19 protein-coding genes, 1 tRNA gene, 1 rRNA gene and 1 riboswitch are annotated in these 20,336 nt (G+C 53.2%); of the genes, 11 read left to right on the forward strand and 10 right to left on the reverse strand.

Features of this window, described 5'->3' with window-relative positions; translation table 11 throughout:
• Window positions 1-133: 133 nt before the first annotated feature.
• Both AB8809_RS22190 and AB8809_RS22195 read right to left on the reverse strand, forming a co-directional pair.
• Window positions 134-209: transfer RNA gene (locus tag AB8809_RS22190), tRNA-Glu, on the reverse strand.
• A gap of 86 nt (window positions 210-295) precedes the next feature.
• Window positions 296-1,835: ribosomal RNA gene (locus AB8809_RS22195) — 16S ribosomal RNA — on the reverse strand.
• 604 nt (window positions 1,836-2,439) lie between these two features.
• Here AB8809_RS22195 and purH point away from each other — a divergent pair.
• Complete coding sequence (gene purH, locus AB8809_RS22200; RefSeq protein WP_349854425.1) at window positions 2,440-4,029, forward strand: bifunctional phosphoribosylaminoimidazolecarboxamide formyltransferase/IMP cyclohydrolase; 1,590 nt, start codon at window positions 2,440-2,442, stop codon at window positions 4,027-4,029.
• A gap of 17 nt (window positions 4,030-4,046) precedes the next feature.
• The gene (gene purD / locus AB8809_RS22205) at window positions 4,047-5,333 is read left to right on the forward strand and encodes a phosphoribosylamine--glycine ligase (protein ID WP_349854426.1); all 1,287 of its coding nucleotides are present in this window, start codon (window positions 4,047-4,049) and stop codon (window positions 5,331-5,333) included.
• A 69-nt stretch (window positions 5,334-5,402) separates the two neighbouring features.
• Here the strand turns inward: purD and AB8809_RS22210 are convergent, their stop codons facing one another.
• The 6 genes from AB8809_RS22210 to nudC all read right to left on the reverse strand — a co-directional run bounded on the left by AB8809_RS22210 (window position 5,403) and on the right by nudC (window position 9,939).
• Window positions 5,403-6,089, reverse strand: coding sequence for a DUF1481 domain-containing protein (locus AB8809_RS22210; RefSeq protein WP_320701791.1), 687 nt, complete (start codon window positions 6,087-6,089; stop codon window positions 5,403-5,405).
• A gap of 4 nt (window positions 6,090-6,093) precedes the next feature.
• Complete coding sequence (gene hupA, locus AB8809_RS22215) at window positions 6,094-6,366, reverse strand: nucleoid-associated protein HU-alpha (RefSeq protein WP_005970302.1); 273 nt, start codon at window positions 6,364-6,366, stop codon at window positions 6,094-6,096.
• Between the two features lie 204 nt (window positions 6,367-6,570).
• Window positions 6,571-7,161, reverse strand: a complete 591-nt coding sequence (locus AB8809_RS22220; RefSeq protein ID WP_012772950.1) for a YjaG family protein — start codon at window positions 7,159-7,161, stop codon at window positions 6,571-6,573.
• 77 nt (window positions 7,162-7,238) lie between these two features.
• Entirely contained in the window at window positions 7,239-7,928 is a 690-nt protein-coding gene (nfi, locus tag AB8809_RS22225; protein ID WP_349854427.1) for a deoxyribonuclease V, read from the reverse strand.
• A 15-nt stretch (window positions 7,929-7,943) separates the two neighbouring features.
• Entirely contained in the window at window positions 7,944-9,008 is a 1,065-nt protein-coding gene (gene hemE / locus AB8809_RS22230; protein ID WP_180779702.1) for a uroporphyrinogen decarboxylase, read from the reverse strand.
• Window positions 9,009-9,156: 148 nt separating this feature from the next.
• On the reverse strand, window positions 9,157-9,939 hold the full coding sequence (nudC, locus tag AB8809_RS22235) for an NAD(+) diphosphatase (RefSeq protein ID WP_012772947.1): 783 nt from the start codon (window positions 9,937-9,939) through the stop codon (window positions 9,157-9,159).
• A gap of 108 nt (window positions 9,940-10,047) precedes the next feature.
• On the opposite strand from nudC, the gene rsd reads away from it, so the two are divergent.
• From rsd to AB8809_RS22275, 8 genes are all read left to right on the forward strand, one after another.
• The gene (gene rsd, locus AB8809_RS22240; protein ID WP_349854428.1) at window positions 10,048-10,509 is read left to right on the forward strand and encodes a sigma D regulator; all 462 of its coding nucleotides are present in this window, start codon (window positions 10,048-10,050) and stop codon (window positions 10,507-10,509) included.
• A 122-nt stretch (window positions 10,510-10,631) separates the two neighbouring features.
• A riboswitch (TPP riboswitch) is annotated at window positions 10,632-10,785 on the forward strand.
• A gap of 122 nt (window positions 10,786-10,907) precedes the next feature.
• Window positions 10,908-12,863, forward strand: coding sequence for a phosphomethylpyrimidine synthase ThiC (gene thiC, locus AB8809_RS22245; protein ID WP_349854429.1), 1,956 nt, complete (start codon window positions 10,908-10,910; stop codon window positions 12,861-12,863).
• Window positions 12,860-13,501 carry a thiamine phosphate synthase gene (gene thiE, locus AB8809_RS22250; protein WP_349854430.1) on the forward strand — a complete coding sequence of 214 codons (642 nt, stop codon included), beginning with the start codon at window positions 12,860-12,862 and terminating at the stop codon, window positions 13,499-13,501. Before thiC ends, thiE begins: the two co-directional genes overlap by 4 nt.
• Before the next feature lies 1 nt (window position 13,502).
• Window positions 13,503-14,282 (forward strand): HesA/MoeB/ThiF family protein, encoded by a 780-nt coding sequence (locus AB8809_RS22255; protein WP_349854431.1) that lies wholly within the window; start codon window positions 13,503-13,505, stop codon window positions 14,280-14,282.
• Window positions 14,279-14,479, forward strand: coding sequence for a sulfur carrier protein ThiS (gene thiS, locus AB8809_RS22260; RefSeq protein ID WP_010285513.1), 201 nt, complete (start codon window positions 14,279-14,281; stop codon window positions 14,477-14,479). Before AB8809_RS22255 ends, thiS begins: the two co-directional genes overlap by 4 nt.
• A 1-nt stretch (window position 14,480) precedes the next feature.
• The gene (locus AB8809_RS22265) at window positions 14,481-15,266 is read left to right on the forward strand and encodes a thiazole synthase (protein WP_349854432.1); all 786 of its coding nucleotides are present in this window, start codon (window positions 14,481-14,483) and stop codon (window positions 15,264-15,266) included.
• On the forward strand, window positions 15,263-16,384 hold the full coding sequence (thiH, locus tag AB8809_RS22270; protein ID WP_181830630.1) for a 2-iminoacetate synthase ThiH: 1,122 nt from the start codon (window positions 15,263-15,265) through the stop codon (window positions 16,382-16,384). Before AB8809_RS22265 ends, thiH begins: the two co-directional genes overlap by 4 nt.
• A 143-nt stretch (window positions 16,385-16,527) precedes the next feature.
• Window positions 16,528-16,779 (forward strand): hypothetical protein, encoded by a 252-nt coding sequence (locus AB8809_RS22275; RefSeq protein WP_349854433.1) that lies wholly within the window; start codon window positions 16,528-16,530, stop codon window positions 16,777-16,779.
• Here the strand turns inward: AB8809_RS22275 and AB8809_RS22280 are convergent.
• Window positions 16,776-18,200 carry a PLP-dependent aminotransferase family protein gene (locus AB8809_RS22280; RefSeq protein ID WP_349854434.1) on the reverse strand — a complete coding sequence of 475 codons (1,425 nt, stop codon included), beginning with the start codon at window positions 18,198-18,200 and terminating at the stop codon, window positions 16,776-16,778. The genes AB8809_RS22275 and AB8809_RS22280 overlap by 4 nt on opposite strands.
• Before the next feature lie 173 nt (window positions 18,201-18,373).
• Here AB8809_RS22280 and AB8809_RS22285 point away from each other — a divergent pair, with 173 nt between their 5' ends.
• A complete protein-coding gene (locus tag AB8809_RS22285) occupies window positions 18,374-18,565 on the forward strand; it encodes a DUF1127 domain-containing protein (RefSeq protein ID WP_010285501.1) in 192 nt (63 codons plus the stop codon).
• Between the two features lie 94 nt (window positions 18,566-18,659).
• Here AB8809_RS22285 and shiA read toward each other — a convergent pair whose 3' ends face one another.
• A complete protein-coding gene (shiA, locus tag AB8809_RS22290) occupies window positions 18,660-20,057 on the reverse strand; it encodes a shikimate transporter (RefSeq protein WP_220274105.1) in 1,398 nt (465 codons plus the stop codon).
• Window positions 20,058-20,336: the final 279 nt, after the last annotated feature.

Genomic DNA, 20,336 nt, shown 5'->3' on the forward strand with positions numbered 1-20,336 from the left:
TCAATTTTCAGCTTGTTCCAGATTGTTAAAGAGCAATATCTTAAACCCTGACTATTGCTAATCAGTTTTAAGATATGAGGTAAGTAGTTGACTTACTGAAGACCCCCGCTTTCACCGGAATGGTCGGATGCGCTGGCGTCCCCTAGGGGATTCGAACCCCTGTTACCGCCGTGAAAGGGCGGTGTCCTAGGCCTCTAGACGAAGGGGACACGACACCGTACTTTGTTGACGCTTTTGCTCATTATTTTCATCAGACAATCTGTGTGAGCACTTCACTTAACACACATCTTCTTGGTAAGGAGGTGATCCAACCGCAGGTTCCCCTACGGTTACCTTGTTACGACTTCACCCCAGTCATGAATCACAAAGTGGTAAGCGCCCTCCCGAAGGTTAAGCTACCTACTTCTTTTGCAACCCACTCCCATGGTGTGACGGGCGGTGTGTACAAGGCCCGGGAACGTATTCACCGTAGCATTCTGATCTACGATTACTAGCGATTCCGACTTCATGGAGTCGAGTTGCAGACTCCAATCCGGACTACGACGTACTTTATGAGGTCCGCTTGCTCTCGCGAGGTCGCTTCTCTTTGTATACGCCATTGTAGCACGTGTGTAGCCCTACTCGTAAGGGCCATGATGACTTGACGTCATCCCCACCTTCCTCCAGTTTATCACTGGCAGTCTCCTTTGAGTTCCCGGCCGAACCGCTGGCAACAAAGGATAAGGGTTGCGCTCGTTGCGGGACTTAACCCAACATTTCACAACACGAGCTGACGACAGCCATGCAGCACCTGTCTCAGAGTTCCCGAAGGCACCAAAGCATCTCTGCTAAGTTCTCTGGATGTCAAGAGTAGGTAAGGTTCTTCGCGTTGCATCGAATTAAACCACATGCTCCACCGCTTGTGCGGGCCCCCGTCAATTCATTTGAGTTTTAACCTTGCGGCCGTACTCCCCAGGCGGTCGATTTAACGCGTTAGCTCCGGAAGCCACGCCTCAAGGGCACAACCTCCAAATCGACATCGTTTACAGCGTGGACTACCAGGGTATCTAATCCTGTTTGCTCCCCACGCTTTCGCACCTGAGCGTCAGTCTTTGTCCAGGGGGCCGCCTTCGCCACCGGTATTCCTCCAGATCTCTACGCATTTCACCGCTACACCTGGAATTCTACCCCCCTCTACAAGACTCTAGCTTGCCAGTTTCAAATGCAGTTCCCAAGTTAAGCTCGGGGATTTCACATCTGACTTAACAAACCGCCTGCGTGCGCTTTACGCCCAGTCATTCCGATTAACGCTTGCACCCTCCGTATTACCGCGGCTGCTGGCACGGAGTTAGCCGGTGCTTCTTCTGCGGGTAACGTCAATCGATGAGAGTATTAATCTCATCGCCTTCCTCCCCGCTGAAAGTGCTTTACAACCCGAAGGCCTTCTTCACACACGCGGCATGGCTGCATCAGGCTTGCGCCCATTGTGCAATATTCCCCACTGCTGCCTCCCGTAGGAGTCTGGACCGTGTCTCAGTTCCAGTGTGGCTGGTCATCCTCTCAGACCAGCTAGGGATCGTCGCCTAGGTGAGCCATTACCTCACCTACTAGCTAATCCCATCTGGGCACATCTGATGGCAAGAGGCCCGAAGGTCCCCCTCTTTGGTCCGAAGACGTTATGCGGTATTAGCTACCGTTTCCAGTAGTTATCCCCCTCCATCAGGCAGTTTCCCAGACATTACTCACCCGTCCGCCGCTCGTCACCCGAGAGCAAGCTCTCTGTGCTACCGCTCGACTTGCATGTGTTAGGCCTGCCGCCAGCGTTCAATCTGAGCCATGATCAAACTCTTCAATTTAAGATTTGTTTGATTTGCTGAACTCGTCAGCGATGCTCAAAGAATTAGTAACTGTTTATTCGTAATGAATTTACTGTTGTTCACTCTTCAAGACTTTTTATATCGTTAAGATACGGTCTTGTGAGTGCCCACACAGATTGTCTGATTAAATTGTTAAAGAGCAGTGCGTTGCAGCCTTAACCGCTTCGCGAGGTGGCGTATATTACGCTTTTCACCTTCAGAGTCAACGCTTATTTTAAAGCGTTTTCTCTTTCTTTACCGACCCGGTTGTGATTCACAGCGCCGTGTCGATGGAGGCGCATTATAGGGACTTCTCGACCTGTCGCAATAGGTATTTTAAAGAAAAATGACTGTTTGCTGCATTCCACAGCAAAACCCCGCCTTATACCTTTTTTTGCACAAACTTATCCACAGAAAGCATTCTACTCAAAAATTGACGAGCATCACGCAAACGTTTTCGCTACAATTCACCCCGTTCAAAATCGTCGTGTTTTTGCGAACGCTAACTGAATATTTCTCTTTATTCCGCAATTATTGCTCTGACAAAGACGATATTCACATACCGTTCTTTACTGACTACCCAAATCCAGGGGATAACATCATCATGCAACAACGCCGTCCAATTCGCCGCGCTCTGCTCAGCGTTTCTGACAAAGCAGGTATTGTCGAATTTGCTCAAGCTCTGTCCCACCGTGGCGTCGAGCTCCTTTCAACCGGAGGAACCGCCCGTTTGCTGGCCGATGCTGGCTTAGCGGTGACAGAAGTCTCTGACTACACCGGTTTCCCGGAAATGATGGATGGGCGTGTAAAGACCCTGCACCCGAAAGTACACGGCGGCATTCTGGGACGACGCGATCAAGATGATGCGATCATGACGCAGCACGACATCAAGCCGATTGATATCGTCGTTGTGAATCTGTATCCGTTTGCCCAGACCGTTGCCCGTGAGAACTGCACATTAGAAGATGCAGTTGAGAATATCGATATCGGCGGCCCGACGATGGTTCGCTCCGCCGCCAAGAACCATAAAGATGTGGCTATTGTGGTCAAGAGCAGCGACTACAGCGCCATTATTAATGAAATCGACGCCAACGAAGGTTCATTGACCTACGAAACCCGTTTCGATTTAGCGATTAAAGCCTTCGAACATACTGCAGCGTACGACAGCATGATTGCCAACTACTTTGGCGCATTGGTTCCGCCTTACCACGGCGAAACCGATAAACCATCAGGTAACTTCCCACGCACGTTGAACCTGAACTACATCAAAAAGCAGGACATGCGCTACGGCGAGAACAGCCATCAGCAAGCTGCCTTCTATATAGAAGAGAATCTTCACGAGGCATCTGTCGCCACGTCTACGCAGTTACAAGGAAAGGCGCTGTCTTATAACAACATCGCCGATACCGATGCAGCGCTGGAATGTGTGAAGGAATTTGCCGAACCAGCCTGCGTTATCGTTAAACATGCGAACCCCTGTGGCGTCGCCATTGGCGGCTCAATTCTTGATGCCTACGAACGCGCCTATAAAACCGACCCGACATCTGCATTCGGCGGCATTATCGCTTTCAACCGCGAGCTGGATGAAGAAACCGCACAGGCTATTATCAGCCGTCAGTTTGTCGAAGTGATTATTGCGCCATCTGCCAGTGAGGCCGCATTGAAGGTGACCGCAGCCAAACAAAACGTACGTGTCCTGACCAGTGGTAGCTGGCAGCAACGTGTTCCTGGTCTGGATTTCAAACGCGTCAACGGCGGTTTGCTGGTACAAGATCGCGATTTGGGTATGGTCGACGCGTCTCAACTGCGTGTCGTGACAGAGCGCCAACCGAGCGAGCAGGAATTACGCGATGCCCTCTTCTGCTGGAAAGTGGCTAAATTCGTTAAATCCAATGCGATCGTGTACGCACGCGATAACATGACCATCGGGATAGGCGCCGGTCAGATGAGCCGCGTTTACTCAGCGAAAATCGCCGGAATCAAAGCGGGTGATGAAGGGCTGGAAGTAAAAGGTTCCGCCATGGCCTCCGATGCATTCTTCCCATTCCGTGATGGTATTGATGCCGCCGCTGCCGTTGGTATTACCTGCGTGATTCAACCGGGCGGGTCCATTCGTGATGATGAAGTTATTGCTGCCGCCAACGAACACGGCATTGCGATGATCTTTACCGACATGCGCCACTTCCGCCATTAATTTTGGAGCTGACCGAAATGAACATTTTAGTAATTGGTAATGGCGGACGCGAGCACGCGCTGGCCTGGAAAGCCGCACAGTCACCACTGGCGAAACGCGTTTATGTCGCTCCGGGAAATGCGGGCACCGCACTTGAAGCCGCGCTGACCAACGTTGATATCGCCGCAACTGATGTTCCAGCGCTCGTCGCTTTTGCGCAAGAGAACCACATCGATTTAACCATCGTTGGCCCGGAGACACCGTTAGTTATCGGTGTGGTGGATGCGTTTCAGAGCGCAGGTCTAAAAATCTTTGGTCCGTCGCAGGCCGCAGCACAACTGGAAGGCTCTAAAGCCTTCACCAAAGATTTTCTGGCACGCCACAATATCCCAACAGCGGAATACCAAAACTTCACTGAAGTTGAACCCGCGCTGGCTTATGTTCGCCGCAAAGGTGCGCCTATCGTCATCAAGGCGGATGGATTAGCCGCAGGCAAAGGCGTTATTGTCGCCATGACGTTGCAGGAAGCAGAAAACGCCATTCAGGATATGCTGGCGGGCAATGCATTCGGCGATGCCGGACACCGTATCGTGGTGGAAGAATTCCTTGATGGCGAAGAAGCCAGCTTCATTGTGATGGTGGATGGCAAGAATGTGCTGCCGATGGCAACCAGTCAGGATCATAAACGCGTTGGAGATAAAGATACGGGCCCAAATACTGGCGGCATGGGCGCTTATTCTCCAGCTCCGGTCGTGACTGATGAAATCCACCAGCGCGTGATGGATCAGGTGATCTGGCCGACCGTAAACGGCATGGCTGCAGAGGGAAATACTTACGTCGGTTTCCTGTATGCAGGCCTGATGATTTCTGCCGATGGTCAGCCAAAAGTGATCGAATTCAACTGTCGCTTTGGCGATCCAGAAACACAGCCAATTATGCTGCGTCTGCGTTCCGATTTGGTGGAACTGTGTCTGGCAGCCTGTGACGGCACGCTGGATCAGAAAGATTCCGTCTGGGATGATCGTCCGTCTCTGGGTGTGGTATTGGCCGCAGGCGGCTACCCGGCTGACTACAACACGGGCGATGTGATTTCCGGTTTACCGCAGCAGGATGCAGAAGATGGCAAAGTCTTTCATGCGGGTACCAAGCTGAACGGTATTAATGTCGTTACCAGCGGCGGCCGCGTACTGTGCGTCACCGCATTGGGTAATACCGTGGCTGAAGCGCAGCAACGCGCTTATGAAATAGCAGCGGGTATTCAGTGGCAAGGGGTATTCTGTCGCAAAGACATCGGCTATCGTGCCATTGAGCGCGAGCAAGCCTGATAAGCCATGCTCCGATAAACGATTGTCTGATCAATACTGAAGCCCGGAGAAATCCGGGTTTTTTAATCGCTATTTAGGCTGCCACTGGCAGACATCATCCTCCACCACCAGCAATAACTGTGTTCCTTCCGGCGCTTCCAGCCATGCGACATTTAGCGGACGCGTTGCATGCATTTTTTGCTCCGCGATCCATTCACGCGAATCATTGTCAAAATCAGGGCGAACCACCGTGCCGTCGCAAGACTGCACCTGGCCTTCCAGCCATTTCCCTTGTTTTAAGATCACCTTGCCTGCACGCAGGACATCGCTCAACTCCAGCATGCGCTTAGCATCAAACTGGTAGAGCGCAACATCATCATCAGAAACCGATTCACGTCTTTCAGCAAGTTGCCGCTGCATAAAGCTGACGGTTCCATCTTCTGCAAAGCGCAAACGCATATCTTCTTTTTGCGTCCCAAGCTGATTACGCTGTATCTCGCGTAGCTTGTCCTGCTGGAACGTATAGCGAGTCACCACCAGCGCATTGCCCTGAAGCGGGTTGAACACGGTGGTCAACGCCGTCGTATTCTGCGCATCGTCTTTACGCCACAAACGCACGATACCGCGATCGGCTACGTAACCGCTGGCGAAAAATTCCGGCGGTGCGGTGCGGCTACTACAGGCCACCACAGCAGTAAGCATGAGGCCTACGCCACACCAGCGTCGTAAAAGCAAAAGGGGCGAAAACGCCCCTCTGCTTAAACTTTTAACCGACATGGGCTTATTTAACAGCGTCTTTCAGAGCCTTGCCAGAAACAAACGCTGGCACGTTGGCAGCAGCAATTTTGATTTCTTTACCGGTTTGTGGGTTGCGGCCAGTGCGCTCATTACGATGGTTGACTTTAAACGTACCAAAACCAACTAATTGTACTGCATCACCTTCTTTCAGAGACTCGGTAATTGCCGCCAGAGTTGATTCCAGAGCTGCTTTAGCCTGTGCTTTTGACAGATCAGCTTTGTCCGCAATTACATCAATCAGTTGAGTCTTATTCATAAGTTATCCTTACAGTGTGTTTATCGCTTGCTAAGCATCGAGTGCGACGGATATGCCATTTCCCTTTTCAGGGTGTGGTAGCACTCTCCTGCATACACGCACCGACAGCCACTTTTTTTACGCCCCCCAAATGTAGACCAGACAGGGTGCGAATGTGAAGCCTAAAGACAGGCCATTTCAGGCCTTAAATCACGTTTTATCGCGTTATTGATGCAAATTTATCCCGATGTTACTACTTCCGGCCTCGCGCAGATCGGAACGGAGCCCTTTTATCAGCTCAATATCGCGTTCTTCACAAGCCGCCAACAGGCGAAAAATCTCCCATTGGATGTCCCATTCTTCTTCAATTGCAGGCAAAACCTTTAGCTCATCGTCGGTCATTTCTTTGCCTGCCTGCGTCATTTCCAACATGGCAACCGTGCGGATAGACGTTTCGCTAATGGCTATCGCATGTTCCAGCGTTTCACCACTCAAGCGTGAGTGAATTAACTCACCCAACGCGATACAGGCATCAATAGCCGGATAGACTCCGTAAAGATCATAATCTTCCGCGGCGGGAATCGCTTCTTCCAGCTTTTCCAGTTGGCTATCGAAATTAACCTTCGCATCTTTAACCACTAATGTTTCCCATACCAAATCGAGAATGCGGCGGTAAACCATCGCATCACCAAACTCTGTTTGACGACAGAATTCGTGGTAATTGGGATACATACGTTCACAAAGACATGCCATGAAAGTGACATGTTGCCAGCTTGCCAGTTTTTCCAGACGTAAATGAATGGGGTTACGTAACATTTTTATGCTCATTAACAGCGACGGACGGCAGTGTACCTGAAATAACAATGACGCCCTATGCCTGAATTCCTAAAGTTTTACGACAATACGTTAGCGGCTTGCTGTCGCTGCCAACGCACAAATGCGGGGCGATTCGATGCAACCGCATCAGCCCAACGGGTCGGCTCCGGTAAACGGTAGCCACGCATACAGGATTGTACCCAGTGCAATGCGCTGTCCTGACTGACTCGATGCCCCGTCGCCACGAACAGCGGGTTACAGCGCGCTTTGCCGCGCCATACCCAGCCAATCTGCTCACCCTTATCCAGTAACGGCTGCTGGCTGCCGACGCTCTCCGCCAACGGTTCAAATCGACCGCACAGCCGACTTTTTGCCACACCAATCGTCGGAACATCGACCAGCAAACCAAAATGGCTGGCAACGCCGAGACGCCGTGGGTGAGAAATCCCATGCCCATCGACAAACAACAAATCCGGCTTCTGTTCAAGTAGCCCCCACGCAGCTAACAGCCCAGGGCATTCACGAAACGAAAGAAAACCGGGGATGTAGGGCATCGTCGTGCTGATACGCGCAATCTTGTATTCTACCAGCTCCAACGAAGGATAGCGCATTACCGCAATCGCCGCGCGAGTTACCGACCCTTCTTGCTCAAAGCCAACATCCGCACCCGCGATAAACGCAGGCTGCTCAAAAGGTAAATCGTCGTGCCGAATCACATCAGAAGCGCGGGCCAGTTGCTCCGCCCGCAGCTGTTGTGTATCAATCACATCACCCCCTGTGAATCATGCGTGATAAGGGCGGGACAACCGATGCACGGCCTCAACAAACACGCCCGCATGCTCCGGCGGCACGTCCTGATGAATGCCGTGACCCAGATTGAAAACATGTCCGTTACCTTGCCCAAATCCAGCAAGGATCGATGCCACTTCCTGTTCGATCCGTGCAGGATCGGCATACAACATCGACGGATCCATATTACCCTGTAGCGCCACTCTATCGCCGACCCGACGGCGTGCGTCGGCAATATCGCTCGTCCAGTCCAGCCCCAGCGCGTCACAGCCCGTTTCTGCCATCGCCTCCAGCCACTGGCCTCCGCCTTTGGTAAAGAGCGTCACAGGCACTCGGCGACCTTCGTTCTCACGTTGTAAACCATCAACAATCTTATGCATGTACCGCAGGGAGAATTCTTTGTAGTCACGTCCGCTCAACGCGCCGCCCCAGGTATCGAATACCATGACCGCCTGCGCGCCAGCGCGAATTTGCGCGTTGAGATAAAGAATGACGCTATCAGCCAGCTTATCCAGCAACAGGTGTAACGTTTTAGGCTCAGCGAACATCATTTTCTTGATGACGGTAAATGCTTTGCTGCTACCGCCTTCAACCATATAGGTCGCCAGCGTCCACGGGCTGCCCGAGAAACCGATCAACGGTACTTCACCGGCGAGGTTTTTACGGATCGTCCGCACTGCGTTCATCACATAACCGAGTTCCTGCTCAGGATCGGGAATCGGCAGGTTAACTACATCGGCATGAGACGTGATGGGAGAGTGAAAGCGTGGGCCTTCCCCTGCTTCAAAATAGAGCCCTAAGCCCATGGCGTCAGGAATAGTCAGGATATCGGAGAACAGGATCGCCGCATCCAGCGCATAGCGTCGTAAAGGTTGTAACGTGACTTCGCAAGCCAGTTCTGCGTTTTTACACAGCGACATAAAATCACCCGCCTGCGCGCGCGTTGCCTTATATTCAGGCAAATAACGCCCCGCCTGACGCATCATCCATACCGGGGTGACATCAACGGGTTGGCGCAATAACGCCCGCAAGTAGCGATCGTTTTTCAGATCAGTCATGTTCTTTTCCTTTCAACCTCACGGCGGTTCGACACCGGATAGATGTGATGAAACGGATGCGTTATAAAACGAACGCTTTATAAAACGAATACGTTATGACGCCAGTACGTTATGTACGCGTGCCATTCATGGCGCAAATAGTATCACGTCAGCCTTCGTTCTCGTGATAAGCGCGGCACAACACCACCGTATCTTCGATAAGTCGACGCGCCACGGTGCCCGGCGGCGGAAGCTGCGGGAGTTGGTCATAGCGGAACCAGCCCGCATCACGCAGCTCTTTCGGGTCGTGCTTGATTTCACCACCCGCATACTCAGCCATAAACGCCATCATCAACGAATGAGGGAAGGGCCAGGGCTGCGAACTCACGTAGCGCAGGTTTTTTATCTGAACCTGGCTCTCTTCCATCACCTCACGTACAACCGTTTGTTCCAGCGTTTCGCCCACTTCCACAAACCCGGCCAGCACGGTGTACATGTTTCCGCGATGTCGGTTGTGCTGCGCCAGCAAGATTTCCTCGCCACGACGAATCGCGACGATGATGCAGGGCGCGATCTGCGGATAATAACGCTCTTTGCAGTGGTGGCATAAGCACGCCAGTTCCGTTTTACTCCGCACCATTTCATGACCGCAGTAACCGCAAAAACGATGAGAGCGATAGAACTCAGCCAGCTGTACACCGCGTCCCGCCAGTTGGAATAGCCCCACGTCCTGATCGAGCAGTTGGCGAACCGATGCCATATCGGTATCACGCCCCTGACACACCAGCCAGACAGGCTGTTCTTGCCATTCGCCAATTTGGCGAGCCGTTTTCCCCTGTAGCGACCATTTCGTCGCGGTTCCGCACGGTAATTCTCCCTGGGGCAGCCAGATTTGTACCGCATCGCTAACCACCCACCAGCCGGTTTCATCACCTTTTAGCGTCTGTTCCATATCTTTTTATTGCTCCACTGCCACTTCACTGGCATTTTACATTCAGAGTGATTACATAAGTTTTATAACTGGGATTTCAGTTATTTCTTACCGTTCACGGAGTCAACAATGCTAAACCAGCTACAAAGTCTGACTGAATACGTTGGTGGCAATAATGCGTTAATCGACCAATGGCTACAAGCGCGTAAGCAGCTTCTGGTGGCTTACTATCATTTAGTTGGCATCAAGCCGAACAAGGAAGCGCTTTCTCTTCTGGATGAAGAAGCATTGGATAATTTTTGCCAGAATCTGGTGGATTACCTTTCTACTGGCCACTTTCATTTATACGAAAAGATGCTGCATGAAGCAGCGACACACAGCGAACAGCTCTTAGCGCTTTCCACCCAGCTCGATTTCGCCCTGCAAAGCAACACGCAGCAAATCATGACGTTTTACGATAACCATCTGGCGACGGCCATCGACCATGATAACTGCCTCGAATTTCAGCAGGCGCTTTCCAGCGTCGGTGAAGCTCTGGAAGAGCGTTTTACGTTAGAAGACAACATGATCCGTCTGGTTTACGACAACTAGCGGTCATTTAGCGTTATTTAAGAACATCGCTATACGCTGTACAGGCAAAACCAGCATGCTTTGACATCCGTGTTTTGTCGTCATACAGTGTAGGGGTTTTATTCGCCCGTTTAAGAAACGGGCAAATCTTGTCGGAGTGCCTAGCGTGCTCGTGTTTTGTTTGACGAAATCAATCGTTTTACGAAACCTATGAGCGCACAGGCTGAGACCGTTAATTCGGGATCCGCGGAACCTGATCGGGTTAATACCTGCGAAGGGAACAAGAGTAATGCACCTCATTGAGATTGAGCCCAAGGCTGCGTATTTGCACATATCTTCTGCGCTGAGACTCGATATCATTATTACTCCCTCCGGCTCCAGACAAGCAATCTTCCCTTTACGTCTTACAGGAACTTGCTATGTCTACAGAACCCTTGTCTATAAACACAGTGTCGTCAAAATCGGGTCGCCGCGAGCAGCGTGCCGCCGCCCAGCAGTTTATTGAAACCTTACAGGGAACGGCCTTTCCCAATTCCAAACGCATTTATCTTACGGGCTCGCGCGACGATATCGCCGTACCGATGCGGGAAATTCAGCTCAGCCCGACGCTACTCGGCGGCAGCAAAGACAACCCCCAGTACGAGCCCAATGAACCAATCCCGGTTTACGATACGTCAGGGCCTTATGGCGACCCCGCAGCCCAACCCGATGTCCGCATTGGCTTAGCGAAGCTGCGCGCCAGTTGGATTGCAGAACGCAGCGACACCGAGGCGCTCTCTGGCGTCAGCTCCGATTTCACCCAGCAACGTCTGGCAGATGCGGGGCTTGATCATCTGCGCTTTGAACACTTGCCACGGCCTCTGCGTGCCAAAGCAGGCAAACGTGTCACCCAGCTCCACTATGCGCGACAGGGAATCATTACCCCCGAAATGGAATTTATCGCCATTCGCGAAAATATGGGACGCGAGCGTATTCGCACCGACGTGCTGCGTCAGCAGCATCCAGGGCAAAGTTTTGGCGCCCTCCTGCCAGAGAACATCACACCGGAATTTGTCCGTCAGGAAGTGGCCGCCGGGCGCGCCATCATCCCTTCCAACATCAACCACCCAGAATCAGAGCCGATGATTATCGGACGCAATTTTCTGGTGAAGGTTAATGCCAACATCGGTAACTCCGCCGTGACATCCTCCATCGAAGAAGAGGTGGAAAAGCTGGTCTGGTCTACCCGTTGGGGCGCGGATACGGTGATGGATCTCTCAACCGGCCGCTATATTCATGAAACCCGCGAGTGGATTCTGCGTAACAGTCCCGTGCCAATCGGAACCGTACCGATATATCAGGCGCTGGAAAAAGTTAACGGCGTGGCGGAAAACCTGAACTGGGAAATGTTCCGCGACACGCTGCTGGAGCAAGCGGAACAGGGCGTGGACTATTTCACTATCCACGCCGGCGTGCTGCTGCGCTACGTGCCGATGACGGCCAAACGCCTGACCGGCATCGTTTCGCGCGGTGGCTCAATTATGGCGAAGTGGTGCCTGTCGCATCACAAAGAGAGCTTCCTGTACGAACACTTCCGTGAAATCTGTGAAATCTGCGCCGCTTATGACGTCGCGCTGTCACTGGGTGATGGTTTACGCCCCGGTTCTATTCAGGATGCTAACGACGAAGCCCAGTTTGCCGAGCTGCATACGCTGGGCGAGCTGACCAAAATCGCCTGGGAATACGACGTACAGGTGATGATCGAAGGCCCCGGCCACGTTCCAATGCAAATGATCCGCCGCAACATGACCGAAGAACTGGAGCACTGCCATGAAGCCCCGTTCTATACGCTCGGCCCGTTAACCACCGATATCGCACCGGGTTACGATCACTTCACCTCCGGTATTGGCGCCGCCATGATCGGCTGGTTCGGCTGCGCGATGCTCTGTTACGTCACGCCGAAGGAGCATCTTGGCTTACCCAATAAAGAAGACGTTAAGCAGGGGCTAATTACCTACAAGATCGCCGCCCACGCCGCAGATTTGGCAAAAGGTCATCCTGGGGCGCAGATCCGTGATAACGCTATGTCGAAAGCACGTTTCGAATTCCGCTGGGAAGACCAGTTCAATCTGGCGCTCGATCCCCAAACGGCCCGCGCCTACCACGATGAAACGCTGCCGCAGGAATCCGGTAAAGTCGCCCACTTCTGCTCTATGTGCGGCCCTAAATTCTGCTCGATGAAGATCTCACAGGAAGTGCGCGACTACGCCGCAAAACAGGAAGCGGAAGCCAAACCGATTGAAGTAGGCATGGCACAGATGTCGCAGGAATTCCGCTCTCGCGGCAGCGAGCTGTATCACAGCGCCACCAGCCTGCAAGCCGAGGAAAACCAATGACGGACTCGACGCCTTTTGCCCCAACGGCACAGCGGCTGGGGCTCTATCCCGTTGTCGATAGCGTGGAGTGGATCGAACGCCTGCTCGGCGTCGGGGTGAAAACAATCCAGCTAAGAATCAAAGATCGGTCAGATGAACAAGCCGAAGCCGATGTGATCCAGGCGATCGCCTTGGGTCGTCGCTATCAGGCGCAGCTTTTCATCAACGACTATTGGAAATTAGCCGTAAAACATCAGGCGTACGGCGTACATTTGGGTCAGGAAGATTTGGACACCGCCGATCTGGACGCGATTAAACAAGCGGGTCTGCGCTTAGGCATCTCCACGCACGACGATCGTGAACTGGCGCGCGCGGTGGCGATAAACCCGTCCTACATCGCACTGGGCCATATTTTCCCCACGCAAACCAAAGACATGCCATCAGCGCCGCAGGGGCTCGCTGAACTGACGCGCCACATCACCGATCTGCAAGACCGTTTTCCCACCGTGGCTATTGGCGGTATCAGCATCGATAGAGTCCCTGCGGTGCTGAAAACGGGCGTCGGCAGCATTGCTGTCGTCAGTGCCATTACGCAGGCACCGGACTGGCGTCAGGCGACGGCAACGTTGCTCAGGATGATTGAAGGACGGGAGGCATAACATGGTAACGCATCACCACTCTACGCCAGCCGGACTGAGCGATAGCGAGTTCATGCGCTACAGCCGTCAACTCATGCTGGAAGATATTGGCCCGGAAGGTCAGGATAAGCTCAAAGCCGCCTGCGTTCTGCTAGTCGGACTGGGTGGGCTGGGCGCGCCCGCTTCGCTCTATCTGGCTGCCGCAGGGATCGGCACGCTGCTGCTTGCCGACGATGACGCACTGCATATCAGCAACCTGCAACGCCAGATTCTGTATCGCACCAGCGACACCGACAAACCCAAAGCCGTGCTGGCACAGCGTCAGCTACAGGCGTTAAATCCGCACTCGGAAGCCATCGCACTCACTGAAAGGCTTAGCGGTGAAACATTAGATAACGCTGTCAGCCGCGTCGATCTGGTGTTGGATTGCAGCGACAACATGGTCACTCGCCACGCGGTTAACGCCGCCTGCTTTCGCGCAGGCAAGCCACTCATCAGCGGAAGCGCCGTCGGTTTCAGCGGTCAGCTCGCGGTCTTCACGCCGCCTTATCACTCTGGCTGCTACGCCTGCCTCTATCCCGATACGACCGAACCACAACGCAACTGCCGTACCGCAGGCGTGCTGGGTCCGGTGGTCGGCGTAATTGGCACACTTCAGGCACTGGAAGCGATCAAGCTGCTGGCAGGTATGCCGTCTGCGCTGGATGGCAAGCTGAGAATGTTCAATGGCAAACAGCAGAGCTGGAACACGCTCCAGCTCACGCGTGCCCCCCATTGCTCAGTCTGTGGGGGAGCAGCATGAGAATCACGCTGAATGATGAGCCCTTTGAATTCCCAGAGGCCATCACGGTTGAAGCGCTGCTAAGCCAGATAAACCGGCTCCAGCCCGGCACGGCGCTGGCTATCAATCAGACCATTATCCCGCACGCCACCTGGTCACAGCATCAGGTCCAGGACGGTGATGATATTTTGCTTTTTCAGGCAATCGCGGGAGGATGACATGCTGCACATTGCCGATACGACATTAACTTCACGGCTGCTGACTGGCACCGGAAAATTCGCCACGCCAGAACTGATGCTGGCGGCACTCGAGGCTTCCGGTTCGCAGTTGGTTACCATGGCGATGAAACGCGTTGACCTGAACGGCGGCAATGACGCCATTCTCGCCCCGCTACGCCAGCTCGGCATTAAGCTGCTGCCGAATACGTCAGGAGCCAAAACCGCTGACGAAGCCATTTTTGCAGCGCGTCTGGCACGTGAGGCGTTGGGGACTCACTGGCTGAAGCTGGAAATTCATCCCGATGTAAAATACCTGCTGCCCGACCCCATCGAAACGCTGAAGGCCGCTGAACAGCTGGTAAAAGAAGGATTCACGGTACTGCCTTACTGCGGAGCCGACCCGGTACTGTGCAAACGGCTGGAAGAAGTCGGCTGCGCGGCGGTGATGCCTCTCGGTGCACCGATTGGCTCCAACCAGGGGCTACAAACGCGTGATTTTCTCCGCATCATCATCGAACAGGCACGCGTTCCGGTGATTGTCGATGCAGGCATTGGCGCCCCCAGCCAGGCGGCCGATGCGCTGGAAATGGGAGCAGATGCCGTGCTGGTCAACACGGCCATCGCTGTTGCTCACGATCCCGTCGCGATGGCGCGCGCCTTCCGGCTGGCAGTCGAGGCTGGTGGCCTTGCTCGTCAGGCCGGTCTGGGAAGTAAGCAGTTTGTCGCCAGCGCCACCAGCCCGCTCACCGGTTTTCTGCATCAGCAAACGGAAGGGGCGGTGAGATGAGCGTCGATTTTCAAACCGTCTGGGAACAGCTCGACTGGGATGACCTGACGCTACGCATCAACGGCAAAACCGCACAGGATGTTGAACGGGCGCTCACTGCACCACACCTGACGCGTGACGATTTTATGGCGCTCATTTCACCTGCCGCCAGCGCCTATCTGGAACCGCTTGCCCAGCGGGCGCAGCAGCTCACCCGCCAGCGTTTCGGCAATACGGTGAGTTTCTATGTCCCGCTGTATTTGTCCAATCTGTGCTCTAACGACTGTACCTACTGCGGCTTTTCGATGAGCAACCACATCAAGCGTAAAACGCTGGATGAGGCAGAGATCTTGCGTGAATGCGCCGCTATCAAAGAACTCGGGTTTGAGCACCTGCTGCTCGTCACAGGTGAACACCAGCGTAAAGTGGGGATGGACTATTTTCGGCGCGTTTTTCCACTAATCCGGCCGCTTTTCAGTTCCCTGATGATCGAAGTTCAGCCGTTGTCGCAGGACGAGTACGCCGAATTAAAAGCACTGGGGCTGGATGGTGTGATGGTCTATCAGGAAACCTATCATCCGGCGACCTACCAGTTGCATCATCTAAAAGGACAAAAGCAGGATTTCCACTGGCGGCTTGCCACACCGGATCGGCTTGGCCGTGCCGGGATCGACAAGATCGGGTTGGGTGCCTTAATCGGCCTGTCCAATAGCTGGCGTACCGACTGCTACATGGTGGCAGAGCACCTGTTGCACTTGCAACAACGCTACTGGCAGAGCCGGTATTCTATCTCGTTTCCTCGCCTGCGCCCCTGTGCAGGCGGCATTGAACCGGCGTCGTTAATGGATGAAGCACAGCTGATGCAGGTGATTTGCGCATTCCGCTTGCTGGCGCCGGATATTGAATTGTCGCTGTCCACACGTGAATCACCGTTCTTTCGCGATCATGCGATCCCTATCGCGATTAACAACGTCAGCGCCTTCTCCAAAACCCAACCGGGTGGCTACGCCGATGACCATCCTGAACTGGAACAATTTTCTCCCCACGATTCACGGCGTCCTGAAGACGTAGCGCAGGCCATCGTGCGTGCAGGTCTTCAACCAGTATGGAAAGACTGGGACGGCTATTTGGGCAGATAAGGCGGGATACGTTTGATAATGTTCACTTAATCGTCAGTGAGAGGGAAACACGGTGATGAGGTTCCTGCAGAGCACCTCGCACCGTGGTAGCCCTCGTATCTCGAAGCTTAAGCGATCGGAATAAGTGATACACAGGATTTGGGATGCGGCTCGCAAGCCAAAGTGAGAATTACACGGAAGACAACATTCTTGGGATAGCGCCGCGCAACATGACATTCGGCCTATCGCCACGATCCGTGACGAAGAATACAGTAGCGTCGTTGGCAGGCCTGAGCATTACGGCGCTTGCTGGCCGGAGCCGTTTGCCACTCATCGGTTCTGCACATCAACCCGCCGATACGGGGCTTATCCTTACCCGTATCGGCCCTTCCCTAACACTCTCGGAGGCGCTCTAGCCAGGAGGCGTATCCATCATCTTCGCAACCTCACTGCCCACGATACGCAGCCCTTCCCTCATCTCTTCCGTGAAACGATTGGCATAGTTGAGTCGAATACAATTGCGGTATTTCCCTGAGGCAGAGAAGAGCGACCCTGCGGCGATCTGTATGCCTGATTTTCTGACCTCACGGGTGAGCTTGAGCGAATCAAAATATTCGGGCAGTTCAATCCACATCAGGAATCCCCCTTGCGGACGACTGACGCAAATATTGGACGGAAAATACTCGCGCACCCAGCAGGTAAACGTACTCAGATTAGCTTTGTACTGGGCGCGCATGCGGCGCAGATGAGGCTGATAGTGCCCTTGGCGAATAAACTCAGCCACCGCTAGCTGAGGCTGCACCACCGTCGATCCTGTACTGATGTATTTTGTATGGATCACCCGCTCCAGATAGCGCCCCGGAGCGATCCAACCCACGCGCAAACCGGGCGCCAGGTTCTTTGAAAATGAGCTGCACAACAGCACACGCCCATCTTCATCAAACGACTTTATCGCGCGGGGACGCGGATATTCATAGGTCAGCTCACCGTAGGCATCATCTTCAATAATGGCGATATCGAAATGCTGCGCCAGCGTCACCAGCGATTTCTTACGGGCGTCTGGCATGATGAAACCAAGCGGGTTATTGCAGCTCGGCACCAGCAGTACGGCTTTGATCGGCCATTGATCCAGCGCCAGCCTCAATGCTTCGAGACTGATCCCCGTTACTGAATCGGTTGGGATCTCGATCGCTTTGATATCCAGCCCGCGAAGGATCTGCATCGTGCCCGGAAAAGCGGGTGATTCAACGGCCACGATGTCGCCGGGCTGACAAACGGCGCGGACAGCGACAAATAGAGCTTCCTGACATCCGGTCGTGACCACAATATCATCTTGAGTCAGCTGGCAGCCGCAGTCCACGGTAAGACGGGCAATCTGTTCACGCAGCGCAGGCACGCCATATACGCTGTCATATTGTAAGATACGAGGATCCTGATACTGGCAGAGGCGAGCCATCTCTTTCCACAGTGGTTTGATGGTCGGCTGGCTTACATCCGGCATTCCGCTACCAAATTTCAGCACGTTCGTTTCCAGACGCACGTTCACCAACTCCAGTACCGACTCCCACTGCGTGATCTCAACCGGACGCTGGGCAGGACGCGTTAGCGCGGGTACAGGCGGCGTGGCCTTACGCGGCGTGACAAAATATCCCGAACGCGGCTGCGGCATAATCAACTGCCGAGTTTCCAGCAGATGGTAGGCCTGCTGTACGGTACTGATGCTTACACCATGTTCTGTACTCAGCGCCCGTACAGAAGGCAGGCGTTCTCCACTTTGGTATAACCCTTGTTCGATCCGCTGTTCTAACAACCCAGCAAGGTGCTGATAACGCGTCATCAGTATCGTCCTCTATCAAGATTCCCAGCAGCAACCAGTACAGATTTAAATAAAAATCACCATTCAGATGCAATATCACACAATCTGTATGCTAAAAAAATGAATTTTTTGCGTCTGTATTGAAAATGCCTTTCGCCCCATCATAGCGATCATTCACTGGCGAGGGGGAAAATATGGAATTTCATGAGAATCGATCACAAAAACCGTTCCGCGAGTCACCGTTCTGGCTAATGCTTATTTTGCCGTACCGCTTGTGGAAAGCCTGGCGGGCAAGAGCACAAACGCTGAAGATACTACGGAATATGAGCGATGACGGGCTTAAAGATATCGGGCTGAAGCGAAGCGATCTCGATCGATTCAGATAACAACGCCCCAGAAAACAATAGATAAAACACAGTAGAATATGCCGATACAGACGCTGCATCTGTATCGGCATTTTGGATTACAGCGATGAAGAAGTTAGTGAGGTAAGGCATCCGCCGATTTTGCTTTCATTTGCATCCCGACAATCGCCGACAGCAAACAGCCAATGGCGAGGTAAGCCGCCACGGCGTGCCATGAACCATCCATAAACTGCACCAGCAGAACAGCGATAAAAGGCGTAAATCCGCCGCCGACCACGCTGGCAACCTGATAACCCACCCCCGCTCCACTATAGCGATAAGCGGTACCAAATAGCTCGGTAAACATCGGCTGCTGTACGCTAACAATCATATCGTGGGCAATGTTCGCCAGCATGATGGCAAAGAACAGAATCAGCAGCGTGTTATGGCTTTCCAGCGCCATAAAGAACGGCACTGCACTCGCGGCACCAATCAGCGCACCAGTAACGTAGATCCGACGTCGGCCAAAGCTATCCGCCAGATAGGCAAAGAAAGGAATAGACACGCAGCTGATCGCCCCCACCAGCAGCCCGATATTCAGGAAAATATCCCGCGATAGCCCAAGATGAGTGGTGGAGTAATTGAGCGCAAACGCGGTGACGATATACATCGTCAACAGTTCTCCAAGCCGTAGCGCAATAATCAGCAGAAAGGCTTTCGGATGCTGGCGCAGTGCTTCCATAATAGGGAAAGAACGCAATTTGTTAGCTCTTTCTCCCAGAGTCTTATTCGCCTCAAACTCTTGAGACTCATCCATCCCGTTACGCACCCACCAGGCAATCGCAACCAGAATCAGGCTGAATAAGAACGGCAAACGCCAGCCCCAGGTGATAAATTCTTCGTTGGTCGTCAAATTGCTAACCAGCGAGACCGACCCTGTAGCCAGTAATAACCCGACCCCAAAGCCAACCTGTACGCCGCTGCTGTAAAAGGCTTTCTTCTTCTTTGGCGCGCTCTCTACCGCCAACAGCGCCGCACCGCCCCATTCGCCACCGACAGCAAAGCCCTGAATGGCTCGCAGCATAACCAGCAGCACTGGCGCCCACCAACCGATGGAGTCAAACGACGGCAACAGGCCAATCAGCGCGGTGGAAATGCCCATCATCCAGACCGTGATCATCAACATCCGTTTACGACCCAGCTTATCGCCGAAGTGCCCAAACACCATACCGCCAAGCGGACGGAACAGAAAACCCACGCCAAACGTACCAAATGCTGCCAGCGTCCCCATTGTCGGGCTGACCTGCGGGAAAAATTCGGTATTAAATACAAGAGCGGCAACAATTCCGTACAGCAAGAAATCATACCAATCCACCACGGCACCCACAAAACTGCCCCAGGCGGCACGTTTCGCTTTATTCTGAGAATGGCTTACTGACTGTGTTTGTAGGGTTTTGTCAGATGAAATTGAATCATCCTGATGAGGTACTGAGCCGCCAGGCTGTGAGAGTGTTGGCGTAGTTGAGGTGTCCATGTCGGTTCCGTTCTATTTACTTTACACTACTGTACAACAAAAAATTTCAGGAAGAAATTTTTAACGTCGCTTGCGACGGCCTTTAGGTAGCGCACAGGGATGTGCGCTATAAAAAATTTCAGGATGATATAAAACGCCGGGAGCGTTTTTTAACAACGCATCGCGTTGGCCCACAGTGTGGAAGGCAGGACGCCTTCCATCAATTTTTAACGTCACTTGTGACGGCTTGACCACGAGCATCTATAGGGCTGGCACCATAAAAAAACCCCGACCATAATA

Origin of the sequence: Pectobacterium aroidearum, assembly GCF_041228105.1 — a bacterium.
GTDB classification, from domain to species: domain Bacteria; phylum Pseudomonadota; class Gammaproteobacteria; order Enterobacterales; family Enterobacteriaceae; genus Pectobacterium; species Pectobacterium aroidearum.

Coding starts and splice junctions, on each gene's coding strand:
- purH (WP_349854425.1), top strand. CDS start 2,440: ATGCAACAACGCCGTCCAATTCGCCGCGCTCTGCTCAGCGTTTCTGAC.
- purD (WP_349854426.1), top strand. CDS start 4,047: ATGAACATTTTAGTAATTGGTAATGGCGGACGCGAGCACGCGCTGGCC.
- AB8809_RS22210 (WP_320701791.1), bottom strand. CDS start 6,089: ATGTCGGTTAAAAGTTTAAGCAGAGGGGCGTTTTCGCCCCTTTTGCTT.
- hupA (WP_005970302.1), bottom strand. CDS start 6,366: ATGAATAAGACTCAACTGATTGATGTAATTGCGGACAAAGCTGATCTG.
- AB8809_RS22220 (WP_012772950.1), bottom strand. CDS start 7,161: ATGTTACGTAACCCCATTCATTTACGTCTGGAAAAACTGGCAAGCTGG.
- hemE (WP_180779702.1), bottom strand. CDS start 9,008: ATGACTGATCTGAAAAACGATCGCTACTTGCGGGCGTTATTGCGCCAA.
- nudC (WP_012772947.1), bottom strand. CDS start 9,939: ATGGAACAGACGCTAAAAGGTGATGAAACCGGCTGGTGGGTGGTTAGC.
- rsd (WP_349854428.1), top strand. CDS start 10,048: ATGCTAAACCAGCTACAAAGTCTGACTGAATACGTTGGTGGCAATAAT.
- thiC (WP_349854429.1), top strand. CDS start 10,908: ATGTCTACAGAACCCTTGTCTATAAACACAGTGTCGTCAAAATCGGGT.
- thiE (WP_349854430.1), top strand. CDS start 12,860: ATGACGGACTCGACGCCTTTTGCCCCAACGGCACAGCGGCTGGGGCTC.
- AB8809_RS22255 (WP_349854431.1), top strand. CDS start 13,503: ATGGTAACGCATCACCACTCTACGCCAGCCGGACTGAGCGATAGCGAG.
- thiS (WP_010285513.1), top strand. CDS start 14,279: ATGAGAATCACGCTGAATGATGAGCCCTTTGAATTCCCAGAGGCCATC.
- AB8809_RS22265 (WP_349854432.1), top strand. CDS start 14,481: ATGCTGCACATTGCCGATACGACATTAACTTCACGGCTGCTGACTGGC.
- thiH (WP_181830630.1), top strand. CDS start 15,263: ATGAGCGTCGATTTTCAAACCGTCTGGGAACAGCTCGACTGGGATGAC.
- AB8809_RS22275 (WP_349854433.1), top strand. CDS start 16,528: ATGCGGCTCGCAAGCCAAAGTGAGAATTACACGGAAGACAACATTCTT.
- AB8809_RS22280 (WP_349854434.1), bottom strand. CDS start 18,200: ATGACGCGTTATCAGCACCTTGCTGGGTTGTTAGAACAGCGGATCGAA.
- AB8809_RS22285 (WP_010285501.1), top strand. CDS start 18,374: ATGGAATTTCATGAGAATCGATCACAAAAACCGTTCCGCGAGTCACCG.
- shiA (WP_220274105.1), bottom strand. CDS start 20,057: ATGGACACCTCAACTACGCCAACACTCTCACAGCCTGGCGGCTCAGTA.